Raw genomic sequence first — 13,366 nt, 5'->3', positions numbered from 1 at the left:
TATAATTATTATTTCTGAAATCAATTCCTTTTTTGGTTGCCTATAATTATAGTCTTCAGTACATTTACCACAATAAACACAGTAAATATGAGTCAAAAAAAACAAGAAACATTCGATGTTTTAATAGAGATTCCTAAAGGAAGTAGAAATAAATATGAATACGATTTTAAATTACATAAAATCAGATTCGATAGAATGTTGTTTTCTTCAATGATGTATCCTGGAGATTACGGTTTTATACCAGAAACATTAGCCTTAGATAAAGATCCATTAGATGTTTTAGTATTAGGTCATCAGCCAACTTACCCAATGACAGTAATGGAAGTTAGACCAATTGGTGTATTCCATATGACTGACGAAAAAGGGCCAGATGAAAAAATTATTTGTGTACCAGTATCAGATCCAATTTGGAATAATAAAAGTGATATTTCAGATTTAAATCCACACCGTTTAAAAGAGATAGAACATTTCTTCCAAGTATATAAAGATTTAGAGAAAAAGAAAGTAGATACTGGCGGATGGAGCGATGCCAAAGCAGCTATAAAAGTATATCACGAATGTGTAGAGCGATATAATAATAGTGAACATAAAGAAAAAGGAGATTTTAAAATCTAATTTTTTTAATAAAAAATTAAAAAAACCACATTTAAACTGATAAATGTGGTTTTTTTATGTTTCATTTTATGGTATTTTTATGACTATGTAAATTAATAACATAAAATTATAGTTTAGGTATGGAACATTTAATTCATTATTTACCGCTTTTTGGTATTCTGGCTTTGATTTTTGTTTTTGTGAAGCACAATTGGGTGTCTAAACAAGATGCAGGAAATGTAAAGATGACAAGAATTGCAAAAAACATTGCAGATGGAGCAATGTCTTTTTTAAAAGCAGAGTACAAGATTTTATCCATTTTTGTTTTAGCAGTAGCCGTATTATTATTTTTTAAAGGGTCTTCAGAAGCAGGATCTAATGGTATGGTTGCGTTTTCGTTTGTTGTAGGCGCTATCTGTTCTGCATTAGCAGGTTTTATAGGGATGCGTGTAGCTACAAAAGCCAATGTAAGGACCACGCAAGCGGCACGAACATCGTTGGGTAAAGCCTTAGAAGTTGCTTTTGCAGGAGGCGCCGTAATGGGTTTAGGTGTTGTAGGTCTTGGTGTACTTGGGCTAAGTACATTATTTATGTTTTATAGTGGACAGGGTTGGGAAATTTCTGAAGTTCTTAATGTCCTTTCAGGGTTTTCATTGGGAGCTTCATCCATAGCACTTTTTGCTCGTGTTGGAGGCGGTATATATACTAAAGCAGCAGATGTGGGAGCAGATTTAGTTGGAAAGGTTGAAGCCGGTATTCCTGAAGATCATCCTTTAAATCCTGCAACAATTGCAGATAATGTGGGAGATAATGTTGGTGATGTTGCTGGTATGGGAGCAGATTTATTTGAATCGTATGTTGGTTCTATTATAGGTACAATGGTATTGGGAGCTACTTTTGTCGTGTTGCCAGAATTTAGAAATCAGTTTGATGGGTTAGGAGCTGTATATTTACCATTAATCCTTGCGGCTATTGGTATTATAATGTCTATTGTAGGCACTTTTTTTGTTCGTGTTAAAGAAGGAGGAAATCCGCAAACGGCTTTAAATATAGGTGAATTTGGATCTGCAGGTTTAATGGTTATAGCTTCATATTTTGTGATTGACGCTATGCTACCAGAGACTTGGGTAGATGGTGGTAAAACATTTACTTCTTTTGGAGTATTTATGGCAACTATAGTGGGTTTAATTGCAGGTTTACTTGTAGGGAAAGTTACAGAATATTATACCGGAACTGGTAAAAAACCAGTTAGAGATATCGTAAAACAATCAGAAACAGGTTCAGCAACCAATATTATAGCAGGATTGGGTGTAGGTATGATGTCTACCGCTTTACCAATTGTATTAATCGCTGCAGCAATTATAATTTCTCATTTCTATGCTGGTTTATATGGTATTGCAATAGCAGCAGTCGGTATGTTAGCTAATACAGGAATTCAATTAGCTGTAGATGCTTATGGCCCTATTTCTGATAATGCTGGAGGTATTGCAGAAATGGCAGAATTGCCTCACGAAGTTAGAGAGCGCACAGATAAATTAGATGCTGTAGGAAATACCACAGCAGCTATAGGTAAAGGTTTTGCAATTGCATCTGCGGCATTAACAGCTTTAGCTCTTTTTGCTGCTTTTATGAAAACAGCTAATGTTACCGCTATAGATGTTTCCCGACCAGATATTATGGCGGGTCTTTTAGTAGGAGGGATGTTGCCTTTTGTGTTTTCAGCATTATCAATGAATGCAGTAGGACGTGCAGCAATGGCTATGATTGAAGAAGTACGTCGTCAGTTTAGAGATATCCCGGCTTTAAAAAATGCTTTAGTGGTCATGAGAAAATACGACTCAGATATGTCTAAAGCCTCTAAAGAAGATCGTGCTATTTTTGATAAAGCCGATGGTGTTGCCGAATATGATAAATGTGTGGCCATCTCTACTCAAGCCTCTATTAAAGAAATGGTACTTCCTGGATTATTAGCTATAGTGGTGCCTGTTTTAGTTGGTTTTATTGGAGGAGCAGAAATGTTAGGAGGATTATTAGCCGGAGTTACTACTTGTGGCGTGTTAATGGCTATTTTTCAATCTAATGCTGGAGGTGCTTGGGATAATGCTAAGAAAATGATTGAAGAAGAAGGTCGTAAAGGGACAGATGCACATAAAGCTGCAGTTGTAGGAGATACCGTAGGAGATCCGTTTAAAGATACTTCCGGACCTTCATTAAATATTTTATTAAAATTAATGTCTGTGGTTGCTCTTGTTATTGCGCCAAGTATTGCTTTAAATGTAGATAGCCTTACTAGCTATAATGAGGAAGTAATTAATAATAATCAAACAGAATGGGTTCAAAACGAAGAGCAAGACATTGAAATTTTGGTGAATGAAGCAGGAGATAAGATTGCAGAAGTTACCACAATAAAAGTTGTAAACGGTGAAAAAATCGTAGAAACAATAACTTATGAAGGGACAGATGTAAATCAATTTTTAAAAAACTAGCGATACATTTTTTAACTTAATAAATATAAAAGCCGTCTAAAATAAATTGTTAGACGGTTTTTTAGTTTAGAAGTATTTAATTTGGTAATAATCCGGTATTTTTACACTAAGTTTTCTAAAATTAAACATGTTTAAAAAAGATCCCTTACAAATTATTGCCTTTCAGAGTTATGGCACAAGTTCTCGTTTTTATTTACGTGGTCGTGCTTTAGAAGATGAGACTATAGACTTGGAGCAAAAAGGATTGTTTAAACTTTTACTAAATACCTATAAACGTTTTGAGAGCGACGAAGTTAAGAATGTAGAATTAAACTTGCGCTTACCTGATAATACTGTAATTAAAGTAAAAACAGATGCACACGGTTATTTTAAATCTGAAGAAAGCTTAGAGCATTTAGACCATTTAACTAATGAAGAAGGTTGGCTGCAAGTAGTCGCATCATATGGTAATGTAGATATTAAGCGTAAAATTACTAACGAGAACCGTTTTCCAGCCCAAATTCTAATTCCATCCAAATCTGCAAAATTTGGAGTTATAAGTGATATAGACGATACCATTATGCTTACAGGAGTTGCTTCCGTTTTAAAATGGCGCGTACTGGTAAATACTTTTTTTAAAGGTGCTTTTAAAAGAATTCCTTTAGAGGGGGCGGCAGAGTTCTATAATATGTTACATAGAGGTGTGTCTGGTAAAGAAGCTAATCCTATTTTTTATGTGAGTCATAGCCCTTGGAATTTGTATAGGTATTTAAAGTTTTTTCTGAAGACTAATAATTTTCCAAAAGGGCCTATTTTGTTGCGTAGTATGAATACAATTTTCAAGAAAAAGAAAGCGCATGAAAAACCTCAGAAACAAATGGAAATTATAAATATATTAAATATGTATCCAGATTTATCTTTTATACTAATAGGAGATAGTGGAGAACATGATGCAGATATTTATATTGAAATTGCAGAATTATTTCCCAATCGTATTCTAGCAATATATTTACGTTGCGTTGGGCATAAAGAAAAAATGATTCGGGTAGAAGGTTTGTTTAATCGTTATAAAACAACACCCGCGTTATTAGTAAAATCTAGTAAAGAAGCTATTAATCACGCGAGACAAAGTGGTTTTATAAAATAAAGCTTTAGAATAAACCGTTTATTTCGGCATCTATTCTATTTATAATATAGCCTAAATCTTCTGGGTTATCAACAAAATCTAAATTATCAACGTCTATAATTAATAATTTTCCTTTGTCGTAGCCATGAATCCAAGCTTCGTAACGTTCGTTTAATCTACTCAGATAGTCAATGCTAATTGAGTTTTCATAATCTCTGCCACGTTTTTGTATTTGTCCAACTAAGTTAGGAATAGAGCTTCTTAAATAAATAAGTAAATCTGGACCTTGAACAACAGATTCCATCAGATCAAAAAGTGAACGATAATTCTCAAAATCACGATTTGTCATTAACCCCATGGCGTGTAAATTGGGAGCAAAAATATGAGCGTCTTCATAGATTGTTCTATCCTGAACAATATCTTTTCCGCTTTCTCTAATTTGGAGTACTTGCCTAAAGCGGCTGTTTAAAAAGTAGACTTGTAAATTAAAACTCCAACGCTCCATTTGGTTATAAAAATCGTCTAAATATGGATTGTCTACAACATCTTCAAGTTGAGCTTCCCATTTAAAATGTTTAGCAAGTAGTTTAGTTAGCGTTGTTTTTCCTGCGCCAATATTTCCGGCAATTGCAACATGCATAGCTTAAGGTGTTATTAAATGGAATTGATTTAAATTTTTTAGGTCGTAAATATACAAGGTTTGATTTGTAAGCAAAAACTGTTTGATTAATAAATCAGACAAGTTTATCTTATTAAAGATTTTTGTCCCTTTTTTTAAATAAAATAAACTGTTGTTTTTTTTTAGAATTAAATTTTCATTACTTTCTTTAATATCTGTAAATCCTTCATTTTTAATTTTTTGAACCAAGGATCCCACGTAATTAAATTTATAAAGAAATTCTGATGTAAGTAGCCAACACCAATTATAATTACTAACCATATCTAACACTTCAGAATTTATTGGGCTAGAGGAAGCTCTAAGGGTATTTGTTTTATAATCAAATAATTCAAGTTGTTGAGTGTTTTCGTTAAAAACCCAGAGTGTTGTGTCGTAACCTGTTGATATGTAAGTCGGATTTCTATACGGAGTAATAGTGTTAAAATCTATTTTATATATTTCTGCTAACCGATTATCTAAAATCATAACCGTATTAAAATTTTTATAAAACACATTTAAACGTAACGGATTAAAGGTGTTTACTTTGTGTATATGTCCTAATTGTAAATTAGAATACTGTAAAGTTTGAGAAGCTGTTTGTTTAGTGAGCGTATTGTTGTTAAGGTAATATAAAGTTTCAATGCCATCAGTATCTATAAACGTTGAAACTTGAAGTGGTTGTTTTTGTATCAAAGTTGTTTTTATAGCCGTTTGGCTGTGCAGAATTAAAGATGAAAAGAATAGTAAATACAATGTGAATTTCATAATTGAAAAGTACAAAAAACGATTAAGGTTATGGGTAAAAAAAATAGCCTAATTTTTATAGTGTGATTTAAATAATGGTTTGATTTGAATTTACTTTTTTACAATTTTAAAATGAGTTTAGGTACGATAAGAATTTAACTTAACAGTATAAATTCCTGTAGCTAGTATTGATAGATCAAAGTAATGCAAATTTGGGATTAAGGATAGCTAGTTAGAATGATTTTATCTCATAGATGGTGTGTTGCAAAGTTTTCAACAATGTGATTATGATTAATGTTTAGCTATAGCTTGTAGAGTTATGGTAATAGTTTGCAAAACCAAACGGAATGTATATTATAAGTATAAAAAATAAAAAGTAAAATTGCCTTTAGAAAATTTAAAGCATTTATTACGTACATTATATAAAGATATAAACTACGTATTAATTTAATAAAGCTGAATAATTTAAACATAGCTCAGCTTTTTTTGTATTTAAAAGATGTAGCTTTAGTTTAGCTGTATAATATTAAAGTATACAGAATTTGTGTTAATAACTAAAAAATAATTTTACCTATTAAACGAATTCATAATTTAAGAGTCTTACATGTATAGATTAACCTCGAAAAATTAATAATACATATGAAATCACAACTATTTAAAATGTTTATGATGTGTTTATGCTTATCATTTTCATTCACTGCATTAGCTCAGGCAGACTTTCAAGGAAAAGCATATTATGAATCCAAAACTACTGCTGAAATGCCTGATTTTGGAGGTAGACAAATGAGTGAGGAACAGAAAAAACGAATTGAAGCTCGAATGAAATCTATGTTAGAAAAAACATATATTTTATCTTTTAACCGTTCAGAATCTATATATAAAGAAGAAGAAAAACTAGATGCACCATCATCTTCTGGTGGAAGAGGATTTAGAGGTATGGATTTAACACCTGGACCACAGTACAAAAATATTAAAACCAATCAGGTTATAGTAGATCAAGAATTTTTTGGAAAACAATTTCTTATTAAGGATAGCTTGCCAAAATTAGTATGGAAAATGGAAAATGAAAGCAAGCAAATTGGTCAATACACTTGCTTTAAAGCAACAGCAGTCAAATTAGACGACCAAACAGATATTACGAGTTTTAGAGGACCTAGAAGACCAGAAGACGAAAAGGCAGACGATACACCTAAGGAACCAAAAGAAATTACAATAACTGCTTGGTATACACCGCAAATACCAGTAAACCAAGGTCCTGGTGATTATTGGGGGCTACCAGGTTTAATTCTAGAAGTAAATACCGATAGAACAACTATACTTTGTTCTAAAATAATACTAAACGCTACAGAAGATACAGAAATTAAAGTACCAACAAAGGGTAAAGAGGTAACCCAAGAAGAGTATACAAAAATTGTAACTAAAAAAATGGCAGAGCTACGCGAAAACTTTAGTGGACGTGGACCTGGCGGGGGAGGTAGAAGATAATTTTTAGTTATAAAGTAATTCAAATATAAACATGAAAAAAGGATTAATTATTCTTTTGCTTTTGGCTTGTAATATAAGTTTTGGGCAATTAAGATTAGAAGGTGTTGTAAAAGATAGTGTTGGTAGCCCCTTAGAATTAGCAAACGTTATTGCTATTAATACAGAAACTCAAGCGTTAGAATCTTATGGAATAACAAGCCCAGACGGAACTTTTAAATTGGCTGTATCTAAAAACTCTAAATATAATGTACAAGTAAGTTATATCGGGATGAAGACTGAGCAAATAGCTATTGAAACAACCGATAAGAATATATATAAAACATTTACTTTATCTAGTGATAATACGCTTGATGAAGTTGAATTAATTTACGAAATGCCCGTTACAGTAAAGGGAGACACGATAGTATATAATGCAGATTCTTTTAAAAATGGTACAGAACGAAAGCTTGAAGATGTCTTAAAAAAACTACCCGGAGTAGAAATTAATGATGACGGACAGATTGAGGTAGAAGGTAATGTAGTGAGTAAAGTAATGGTAGATGGTAAGGATTTTTTTGATGGCGACTCGAAACTTGCCACAGAAAACATCCCTTCTAACGCGATAGATAAAGTTGAGGTTTTAAAGAATTTTGCTGAAATAGGACAATTAAGGACAGTAACTAATAACCAAGATAATGTTGCAATAAATATTAAACTAAAAGAAGGTAAAAAGAATTTTTGGTTTGGAGATATTACAGCAGGAGGAGGCATAGCAGATGAGAATAGTTTATATGTTTTCCAGCCTAAACTGTTTTATTACAGTCCTACCTATAGTATAAATTTAATTGGTGATTTAAATAATATAGGTGAAATAGCATTTTCTAGACGCGACTATTTTAATTTTACAGGAGGTTTTAAAGCTCCAAGTAGAAGTAGTGGTACTAATATAGATTTAGGGAGTAATAGCCTTGGTTTTTCATCACTTCAAAACAACAGAGCGCAAGATATAAATACTAAGTTTGGAGCAGCTAATTTTAGTTGGTCTCCTAAGGAAACTTTAACTTTTAGCGGATTTGGAATTTTTGCAAGTAATAGAATACGAATGCAAGAAAACAATAGTATTATATATACCAATACAGATTTAGGTGTTCCAGACGAAATTACGCAAAGTAGAACAAAACAAAGCAGTGATCTAGGAATGTTAAAATTAAGTGTAGGTTATCAGCCTAATGCTAATAATCAGTTAGACTACGATATTATGGGGCGAATATCTAACGAATCCGAAGATCAGTTAGAAGTGTCTTCCATATTAGGTAATACAATGCAAAATGAGTCTTCAAGTCCGTATAGTATTAATCAAAATTTAAACTACTATTACACTCTAAGCGATAAGCATATATTTGCTTTTGAAGGACAACATTTATGGCAAGACGAAGATCCTTTTTATAATGCGATAATAGAAGAAAAAGAAACTTATGAAGATGCTGCGGTTGGTTTAGGCTTAGATAATTTGCAAGTTAATTACGATGTAAATCAGGACAAGCGTGTAAAATCTAATCAGCTCGATGCAAAAGTAGATTACTATAATGTTTTAAATGCTAAAAGTAATTTAAACTTTACATTAGGAACTATATATAGCAATCAAACCTTTAACTCTAATATATTTCAGGTTTTGGACGATGGTTCAACCTTCGATCCTACACCAACTATTAATGATGGTTTAGCCGTAAATAATATTGATTATACATTTTCTGATGTATATGTAGGAATACATTATACTTTAAAGTCTGGAATATTTACAGTTACTCCGGGAGCTACAATACATAGTTATGTTACAGATAATGTACAGTTTAATGAAACTTATAAAGATGATTTCTTTAAAATTCTTCCAGATTTTGATATTCGTCTTCAGCTTAAAAAGAGTGAGCAATTAACCTTAAGTTATGGTATGGAAACTCAATTTACAGATGTTTCACAATTGGCTAAAGGTTTAGTTATGAATGATTATAATTCATTCTTCTATGGAAATGCGGGACTGGATAATGCCATTTCTCATGCAGTACGTTTAAGATATTCTAGTTTTAATTTATTTAATTATACTAATGTTTTTGCAAATGTTACGTATAATAAAAGTATAGACAATATTAGAAATATAACAAATTTTGAAAGTGTAATTCGTTCTAACTCTCCTTTTAACTCGGCTTATTCAGATGAAACAGTATCTGCAAGTGGTCGTTTTCAAAAACAAGTGGGTAAGTTTAAAGCTTCGGCAAGCGGATCTTTTAATTATTCAAAATTTAATCAATTTATTCAAAGTGTAAGATCTGTAAACGAAAACTACACACAAAATTATGGGGTAGAGTTAAGTTCTAATTTTAGAGAAGCACCAAATTTTGAGATTGGTTATAGTTATAGTATTCAGGATAGCGATCAGGGAGATACCCGCACTAAATACTATACAGCTTCTCCTAATGCAGAATTTAATGCCTTAATATGGAAAGTGTTAACTTTTAAAACAGATTACACGTATAATAATTTTAGTGATGAAGACGGAAGTATAAACAGTTACGAGTTCTGGAATGCATCTTTAGCCTATAAAAAGAATGCAGATAGTAAATGGGAGTTTGAACTGAAAGCGACCAATTTATTAGATACAGAATCGCAAAGTCAAAGTAGTACTAGTGATATTTCTGTAAGTGCTACAGATTACTTCATACAACCAAGATACGTAACCTTAAGAGCTGTATATTCCCTATAATAGTGTGAAAACTGAGGGCAAGTATAATTTTTTAAAAGCTTAAACGCTCATTTTTAGTGTGTAAAATGAATTTTAAAAAAAATGATTAATTTTTTATTTGAAACTTTAAAAAAAGTCATATATTTGCCACCGGTTTTGGGGAGATACTCAAGCGGCCAACGAGGGCAGACTGTAAATCTGCTGACTACGTCTTCGTAGGTTCGAATCCTACTCTCCCCACAAAAGCAAGCTTTATAGCTTGCTTTTTTTATGTCTACACTTTTTTAAGGTTGTACAAGAATTTTGTATATATAGAATTCTTGGTCTAGTGAATATTCTGCGTTCTGAATTTCAATTTCATTATATGTTGTAAAACTGCATTCGTTTTCAGATTTGCGTTTGGCATTAACATATAGGTTGAATATGGTTTCGTCTTCAATTTTTAATTCAAAGTTTACAATTTCAGTTTGCCATCCAATTGAATTAATTTCAATAATATTATAGCTGTCTTCATCAATAAAATTAAATTCTACAGAATCATTATTGGATAGGATATTTGTTAAAGTAATGTCTTCAGAGTTATAAGTTCCGTTTGTAAATACGTTTTCTCCGGTTGTTTTATCAACGATTTCAAAGTAGAAAGGATTGGGTGGTGTAAAGCAGCTTACAACATCATCTTGATTACAATTATAAAATATAAGAGTACAGCTTAAGATAAAAAATAGTTTCTTCATAATTAATTGGTTAACATAGATAGTGTGGTTGGTGATAATAGCTGTAAAAGTGCAAAAAAAAAGCCATTTTCAATTATGAAAATGGCTTTTGAGTGTTATGATATTATTATTATAACTTGAATGCGGCTTTAACCACATCTACGTAATCTAATTTTTCCCAAGTAAATAATTCTACGTCTACTGTTATAGATTCACCATTTGGTTGGGTAAACGTTTTTGTTACCGTTTCTGGTTGTCTTCCCATGTGTCCGTAAGCTGCGGTTTCGCTATACATAGGCTGACGCAGTTTTAAACGTTTTTCTATTTCGTTTGGACGCATATCAAATATACTAGAAATTTTACTTGCAATTTCACTGTCGGTCATATTAAAAGGACATGTACCATAGGTGTTTACATAAATTCCCATAGGCTCTACAACACCAATTGCGTAAGAAACTTGTACAAGTATTTCTTCACATACACCTGCTGCAACTAAGTTTTTTGCAATATGTCTAGTTGCATATGCAGCACTTCTGTCTACTTTACTAGGGTCTTTTCCAGAAAATGCACCTCCTCCATGTGCGCCTTTTCCGCCATAAGTGTCTACAATAATTTTACGACCAGTTAAACCTGTATCTCCATGAGGTCCACCAATTACAAACTTTCCTGTTGGGTTTATATGGTATTTAATATCATCATTAAATAATCCTTGAATATGTTCAGGTAATTTAGCAATAACACGCGGGATTAATATTTTAACCATATCCTCACGAATTTTAGCTAACATGGCATCATCTGTAGCAAAATCATCATGTTGTGTAGAGATCACTATAGCATCTATACGTTGCGGTACGTTATCATCACTATATTCTATAGTAACTTGACTTTTAGAATCTGGACGTAAATAGGTGATGTCTTTATGCTCACGTCTTAATTCAGCTAATTCTTTTAAAATGGTATGAGATAAATCTAAAGCTAAAGGCATGTAGTTCTCAGTTTCGCTAGTTGCGTAACCAAACATCATACCTTGGTCTCCTGCACCTTGTTCTTCTTTGGTGTCTCTATCTACACCACGGCTAATATCGTCTGACTGTTCATGAATGGCAGAGAAGACTCCGCAAGAACTTCCATCAAACATGTATTCTCCTTTGGTATAACCAATTTTGTTAATGGTGTCTCTTGCAATTTTTTGAACATCTAAATAGGTTTTAGATTTAACTTCGCCAGCAAGAACAACCTGTCCTGTAGTTACTAAAGTCTCACAAGCTACTTTAGAATCTGTATCGAATGCTAGGAAATTGTCTATTAAAGCGTCGCTTATTTGGTCTGCTACTTTGTCTGGGTGTCCTTCGGATACACTCTCGGAGGTAAATAAATATGCCATAATCTAATTTATAATTATTAAATATGGAGGGGATTTGACGAAAACGTCTCAGGAAGTATGCACTGTCCTTTAGCATTTTTTAGTGAGGTTGCAATCAGTCAAATCTTTCCTCGTTATTATGACACAAAAGTACATATATTATTATAAAATCAAAAACTACTGCTGTTAATATAGGTTAAAAATAAAAAGGCCTTAAAAGATGTGTCTTTTAAGGCCTTTAAAATATGTGTAATAAATGTTATGTTGTTTTTAGTGTTCGTTCATTCTAAAATCTGGATAAGCATCCATGCCATGCTCATGGGCATCAAGGCCTTCAAGTTCTTCTCTTTCAGAAACACGAAGTCCCATGGTTTTCTTAAGTATAAAAATAATTATAAACGATGTTATAATACAGAATACAGCATAACATGCTACACCTATTAATTGACTAACAAATTGGTCCATTCCGGCTAATTCGCCAAAAATACCAACAGCTAAAGTTCCCCAAATACCACAAATTAAGTGTACTGCGATGGCACCAACTGGATCGTCTAATTTTAATTTGTCTATAAAACTAACGGCAAATACAATCAAAGCACCAGCTATAGCTCCTATAATAATAGCGTCTGTAGGACTCATTTGGTCTGCTCCAGCAGTAATACCAACTAATCCTCCAAGAATACCATTTAAAAACATGGTTAAATCTAAGTTTTTGTACAAGGCTGTAGATACAAGCATACAAACTACTCCTCCTGCAGCTGCAGCTAAACATGTTGTAACTAATGTTAATGATGTTAATGTTGGGTCTGCAGATAAAACTGAGCCACCGTTAAATCCAAACCATCCTAACCACAGGATTAAAACTCCTGCTGTAGCTAAAGGAATGTTGTGTCCTGGAATGGCTTGTGGTTTTCCGTCTTTAAATTTTCCAATACGCGGGCCTAATAAGCATACAGCAATAACTGCTGCCCATCCACCTACAGAGTGAACCAACGTAGAACCTGCGAAATCGTAGAACCCTAACTCGTCTAAGAATCCGCCTCCCCATTTCCAAGATCCTGCAATTGGGTATACAATTCCTACATATATAATAGCAAATATCATAAAAGGTACAATTTTCATACGTTCAGCTACGGCTCCAGATACTATGGTTGCAGCTGTTGCAGCGAACATTCCTTGGAATAAGAAGTCTGTCCAATACGTGTAACCTTCATTGTACGTTAAGTCTAGCGCGCCCTCTGCTGTAAGAGGTGAATCTAAACCAAAACCAGCAAAACCAAAGAAGCCGTTAAATTCTCCTGGATACATGAGGTTAAATCCAACCAAGCAATATAATAAGAGACCTATGGTTATGATAAATATATTTTTAAAAAGTATGTTTAATGTATTTTTTTGTCGTGTTAGCCCTATTTCTAAAAATGCAAAGCCAAGGTGCATAAAGAAAACTAGTGCAGTACAGATCATCATCCATACATTATTAATTGTTAATGATTCCATGTTTA

General features: G+C 32.8%; 10 protein-coding genes and 1 tRNA gene. 6 read left to right on the top strand and 5 right to left on the bottom strand.

Annotated features, from left to right (window positions below):
• The first annotated feature begins 87 nt into the window (after window positions 1-87).
• From FNB79_RS02430 to FNB79_RS02420, 3 genes are all read left to right on the top strand, one after another.
• On the top strand, window positions 88-615 hold the full coding sequence (locus tag FNB79_RS02430) for an inorganic diphosphatase (protein WP_143379785.1): 528 nt from the start codon (window positions 88-90) through the stop codon (window positions 613-615).
• Window positions 616-734: 119 nt separating this feature from the next.
• Window positions 735-3,080, top strand: coding sequence for a sodium-translocating pyrophosphatase (locus FNB79_RS02425; protein WP_143379784.1), 2,346 nt, complete (start codon window positions 735-737; stop codon window positions 3,078-3,080).
• 127 nt (window positions 3,081-3,207) lie between these two features.
• Entirely contained in the window at window positions 3,208-4,206 is a 999-nt protein-coding gene (locus tag FNB79_RS02420) for an App1 family protein (RefSeq protein WP_143379783.1), read from the top strand.
• 4 nt (window positions 4,207-4,210) lie between these two features.
• Here FNB79_RS02420 and FNB79_RS02415 read toward each other — a convergent pair whose 3' ends face one another.
• Window positions 4,211-4,825 carry a deoxynucleoside kinase gene (locus FNB79_RS02415; protein WP_057781489.1) on the bottom strand — a complete coding sequence of 205 codons (615 nt, stop codon included), beginning with the start codon at window positions 4,823-4,825 and terminating at the stop codon, window positions 4,211-4,213.
• Window positions 4,826-4,828: 3 nt separating this feature from the next.
• Window positions 4,829-5,608 (bottom strand): hypothetical protein, encoded by a 780-nt coding sequence (locus tag FNB79_RS02410; protein ID WP_143379782.1) that lies wholly within the window; start codon window positions 5,606-5,608, stop codon window positions 4,829-4,831.
• A gap of 618 nt (window positions 5,609-6,226) precedes the next feature.
• Here FNB79_RS02410 and FNB79_RS02405 point away from each other — a divergent pair.
• The 3 genes from FNB79_RS02405 to FNB79_RS02395 all read left to right on the top strand — a co-directional run bounded on the left by FNB79_RS02405 (window position 6,227) and on the right by FNB79_RS02395 (window position 10,028).
• Entirely contained in the window at window positions 6,227-7,072 is an 846-nt protein-coding gene (locus FNB79_RS02405; protein ID WP_143379781.1) for a GLPGLI family protein, read from the top strand.
• Between the two features lie 31 nt (window positions 7,073-7,103).
• The gene (locus FNB79_RS02400; RefSeq protein WP_143379780.1) at window positions 7,104-9,809 is read left to right on the top strand and encodes a TonB-dependent receptor; all 2,706 of its coding nucleotides are present in this window, start codon (window positions 7,104-7,106) and stop codon (window positions 9,807-9,809) included.
• A gap of 137 nt (window positions 9,810-9,946) precedes the next feature.
• Window positions 9,947-10,028, top strand: a tRNA-Tyr gene (locus tag FNB79_RS02395).
• A 44-nt stretch (window positions 10,029-10,072) separates the two neighbouring features.
• Here FNB79_RS02395 and FNB79_RS02390 read toward each other — a convergent pair.
• The 3 genes from FNB79_RS02390 to FNB79_RS02380 all read right to left on the bottom strand — a co-directional run bounded on the left by FNB79_RS02390 (window position 10,073) and on the right by FNB79_RS02380 (window position 13,361).
• Window positions 10,073-10,522 carry a hypothetical protein gene (locus FNB79_RS02390; protein ID WP_143379779.1) on the bottom strand — a complete coding sequence of 150 codons (450 nt, stop codon included), beginning with the start codon at window positions 10,520-10,522 and terminating at the stop codon, window positions 10,073-10,075.
• 109 nt (window positions 10,523-10,631) lie between these two features.
• On the bottom strand, window positions 10,632-11,885 hold the full coding sequence (metK, locus tag FNB79_RS02385) for a methionine adenosyltransferase (RefSeq protein WP_143379778.1): 1,254 nt from the start codon (window positions 11,883-11,885) through the stop codon (window positions 10,632-10,634).
• Window positions 11,886-12,134: 249 nt separating this feature from the next.
• Window positions 12,135-13,361, bottom strand: a complete 1,227-nt coding sequence (locus FNB79_RS02380; RefSeq protein ID WP_143379777.1) for an ammonium transporter — start codon at window positions 13,359-13,361, stop codon at window positions 12,135-12,137.
• Window positions 13,362-13,366: the final 5 nt, after the last annotated feature.

The organism is Formosa sediminum (assembly GCF_007197735.1).
Lineage (GTDB): Bacteria > Bacteroidota > Bacteroidia > Flavobacteriales > Flavobacteriaceae > Formosa > Formosa sediminum.
The sequence above is the reverse complement of the archived record's forward strand: the minus strand, read 5'-3'. Positions and strand labels throughout refer to the sequence as shown.

Excerpts from the sequence above, each read along its gene's own strand:
- FNB79_RS02380 (WP_143379777.1), bottom strand. The coding sequence starts at position 13,361 with ATGGAATCATTAACAATTAATAATGTATGGATGATGATCTGTACTGCA.
- FNB79_RS02430 (WP_143379785.1), top strand. The coding sequence starts at position 88 with ATGAGTCAAAAAAAACAAGAAACATTCGATGTTTTAATAGAGATTCCT.
- FNB79_RS02420 (WP_143379783.1), top strand. The coding sequence starts at position 3,208 with ATGTTTAAAAAAGATCCCTTACAAATTATTGCCTTTCAGAGTTATGGC.
- FNB79_RS02410 (WP_143379782.1), bottom strand. The coding sequence starts at position 5,608 with ATGAAATTCACATTGTATTTACTATTCTTTTCATCTTTAATTCTGCAC.
- metK (WP_143379778.1), bottom strand. The coding sequence starts at position 11,885 with ATGGCATATTTATTTACCTCCGAGAGTGTATCCGAAGGACACCCAGAC.
- FNB79_RS02405 (WP_143379781.1), top strand. The coding sequence starts at position 6,227 with ATGAAATCACAACTATTTAAAATGTTTATGATGTGTTTATGCTTATCA.
- FNB79_RS02425 (WP_143379784.1), top strand. The coding sequence starts at position 735 with ATGGAACATTTAATTCATTATTTACCGCTTTTTGGTATTCTGGCTTTG.
- FNB79_RS02400 (WP_143379780.1), top strand. The coding sequence starts at position 7,104 with ATGAAAAAAGGATTAATTATTCTTTTGCTTTTGGCTTGTAATATAAGT.
- FNB79_RS02390 (WP_143379779.1), bottom strand. The coding sequence starts at position 10,522 with ATGAAGAAACTATTTTTTATCTTAAGCTGTACTCTTATATTTTATAAT.
- FNB79_RS02415 (WP_057781489.1), bottom strand. The coding sequence starts at position 4,825 with ATGCATGTTGCAATTGCCGGAAATATTGGCGCAGGAAAAACAACGCTA.